We start from the raw sequence: 2734 nt of genomic DNA, 5'->3' as shown, positions 1-2734 counted from the left end.
GCCCGCCTCGGCGTACAGCCCGGCCAGCCCCTCGCCGGGCACCACGGCGACGACGGCCCGCTGCGCCGGTTCGCGCGGCGGCCGTTCCCCGCCCGTGTGGACGTCGCCGACGGCGAAGTGGGTGATCCTGATCCGGTACGGCCGCCCGGCCTCGACGCCCGCCTCCACGGCGGCACCTGCGTCGTCCACGTGCACATGGACGTTCCACAGCCCGTCGCCGCCGACCACGACCAGGGAGTCGCCGAGGGTGTCGAGCCGTTCCCGAAGACGGGTCACGGCCGCGTCGTCGGCCTCCAGCAGGTAGATGACCTCGTAGGCGGGCCCGCCCTCCCCCGCGTGTTCGGGGGCCTCCGGACAGACGTCGGCCCCGGCCGCCCCGGCGTACGTCTCCTCGGGCACCGCCTCTCCCGTGACCGCCTCCACCAGGGAGGCCAGCACGGTCACCAGACCGCGTCCACCCGCGTCCACGACCCCGGCGCGGCCGAGCACGGCCAGTTGCCGGGGGGTGGCGGCCAGGGCGGCGCGCGCTCCCTCGTAGGCGGCCAGGACGACTGCCCGGCAGTCGCCCTCGCCTCCGTCGGCCGCGTCGGCGGCGGCCGAGGCGACGGTGAGCACGGTGCCCTCGACCGGGTGGGCGACGGCCTCGCGGGCGGCGTCGGCGGCCCGGCGCAGCGCCCGCCGCAGATCGGTGCCGTCGACGTGAGACACGTCACCCGCGCCGTCGGCGGCGAGCACCTGGGCCATGCCGCGCAGGAGCTGGGCGAGGATCGTGCCGGAGTTGCCGCGGGCGCCGATCAGCGCGCCGTGGGCCATGGCGCGCAGGGCGTCGGCCAGCGAAGGACCGCCTTGCTCGTACCCGGCGAACACCGCTTCGACGGCCGCCGTCGCCGACTCCACGGTCAGATACAGATTCGTGCCGGTGTCCCCGTCGGCCACGGGATAGACGTTGATCGCGTCGATCTCCTCGCGCGCCCGCCCCAGCGAGCGCAGCGCCAGACCGCACCAGGTGCGCACCGCGAGAGCATCGAGGAATGTCTGCGGCACCTGCGCCACCTGCGCCTCCCTGTCGCTGGACGTGGGACGCAGCGTAGACCGTGGGGCGGCGTCCATCACGGGAGGGCCGGGCACGAGGTGCCGGGCCGCCATGGTAGTTTCGTTGTACGGAAGCAGTCGTTGTATGCTGCTCCGGTTGCCCGATCCCGGTCGGGCCATTCCCCCTGGCAGCGCCACTCAAGATCTCAGGTCTCCTGATCTCGATCCCGGCATGCCGGGATCAACCGTAAGTGCATCTGAAGTCTTTGGAGTGACCCGTGGCTGCCAACTGCGACGTCTGCGGCAAGGGGCCGGGCTTCGGCAACAACATCTCGCACTCGCACCGCCGTACGTCCCGTCGCTGGAACCCGAACATCCAGCGCGTCCGTACCGTGGTCGGCGGGACGCCGAAGCGCGTGAACGCTTGCACCTCGTGCATCAAGGCCGGCAAGGTCTCGCGCTGACGCACAGCTAAGCGCGCGGCCACTGTCGGTTGCTGCGTCGAGCCGGTCCACCTTCGGGTGGGCCGGCTCTTCGCGTTGCCTTCTCGCCTATCGGAAGCGCCAGCCGTGGTCCACGGGGCCGATCCCGGCGCCCAGGGCGAACCCACGGGCGATCGCCCCGGTGACGTACTCCTTGGCCGCCGTGACCGCCTCCGGCACGGCCAGGCCCTTCGCCAGCCCCGAGGCGATGGCGGAGGCCAGAGTGCAGCCGGTGCCGTGGGTGTGCCGGTTGTCGTGGCGCGGGGCACGCAGCCAAAACTCCTGGTCGCCGTCGGTGAGCAGGTCCACGGCCTCGCCGGTGAGATGCCCGCCCTTGATCAGCACCCACTGGGGCCCGTAGGCCAGTACGGCTTCCGCCGCCGGGCGCAGATCGGCCTCCGAGGCGACCCGCGATCCCGTGAGCTGGGCCACTTCGTCCAGGTTCGGGGTGGCCACGGTCGCCACCGGGAGGAGCCGGGTGCGCACCGAGTCCAGGGCGGAGGCGGCCAGCAGCGGGTCGCCGTGCTTGGAGACGCCCACCGGGTCCACCACCACGGGCGCGTCCGTGCCGGAGACCAGCTCCGCGACCGCCTCGACCAGTTCCGCCGAGGCCAGCATCCCGGTCTTCACGGCCTGGACGCCGATGTCGTCCACCACGCTGCGGTACTGCGCCCGCACCGCCTCCACCGGCAGCTCCCAGGCGCCCTGCACCCCGAGGGAGTTCTGCGCGGTCACGGCGGTGATCACGCTCATCCCGTGCACGCCCAGCGCGAGCATCGTCTTCAGGTCTGCCTGGATGCCCGCCCCACCGCCGGAGTCCGAGCCGGCCACGGTGAGCACGCGCGGCGGCGCCTGCCCGGCGGGCCTCACCCGGGGTCCCCGAAGTGGTCCCAGCCGCCCGTGGCGGTCCAGGGCGCCCCGTCCACGGTCACCTGGGGCAGCGCCGAGGGGTTGAGCACCTCGCCGATCACCTTCCAGCGGGCCGGGAGCTTGGTGTCCGGCGGGAAGGTCGCCACGATCGCGTGGTCCTCTCCCCCGGTGAGCACCCACTGCAGCGGATCGACCCCGACCGCCTGGCCGATGTCGTTCATCTGGGTGGGGATGTCGATCGCGCCGGAGCGGATGTCGATCCGTACCTTGCTGGCGTCCGCGATGTGCCCGAGGTCCGCGATCAGTCCGTCGCTGACGTCGCACATGGCGGTCGCGCCGAGCGCGGCGGC

Annotated in this window: 3 protein-coding genes and 1 pseudogene; 1 reads left to right on the top strand and 3 read right to left on the bottom strand. The window is 73.2% G+C overall.

What is annotated here, in order from left to right; all coding sequences use genetic code 11:
* Nucleotides 1-1053: DAK2 domain-containing protein (locus GT030_RS16785; RefSeq protein ID WP_161201792.1), on the bottom strand; the 1053-nt coding region annotated here is incomplete at its 3' end.
* Between the two features lie 257 nt (nt 1054-1310).
* On the opposite strand from GT030_RS16785, the gene rpmB reads away from it, so the two are divergent.
* Nucleotides 1311-1496, top strand: coding sequence for a 50S ribosomal protein L28 (gene rpmB / locus GT030_RS16780; protein WP_003993230.1), 186 nt, complete (start codon nt 1311-1313; stop codon nt 1494-1496).
* An 87-nt stretch (nt 1497-1583) separates the two neighbouring features.
* Here rpmB and thiD read toward each other — a convergent pair whose 3' ends face one another.
* Together thiD and GT030_RS16770 are read right to left on the bottom strand one after the other, a co-directional pair.
* Nucleotides 1584-2384 carry a bifunctional hydroxymethylpyrimidine kinase/phosphomethylpyrimidine kinase gene (gene thiD, locus GT030_RS16775; RefSeq protein WP_161201791.1) on the bottom strand — a complete coding sequence of 267 codons (801 nt, stop codon included), beginning with the start codon at nt 2382-2384 and terminating at the stop codon, nt 1584-1586.
* Nucleotides 2381-2734: pseudogene (locus GT030_RS16770) on the bottom strand (thiamine-phosphate kinase); the annotation flags it as partial. The pseudogene GT030_RS16770 and the gene thiD, both read right to left, overlap by 4 nt.

It is taken from the genome of Streptomyces sp. SID1328 (assembly GCF_009865595.1).
GTDB lineage: Bacteria > Actinomycetota > Actinomycetes > Streptomycetales > Streptomycetaceae > Streptomyces > Streptomyces griseoluteus.
Note: the sequence above shows the minus strand (reverse complement) of the source record. Positions and strands in the feature narration are given on the sequence as shown.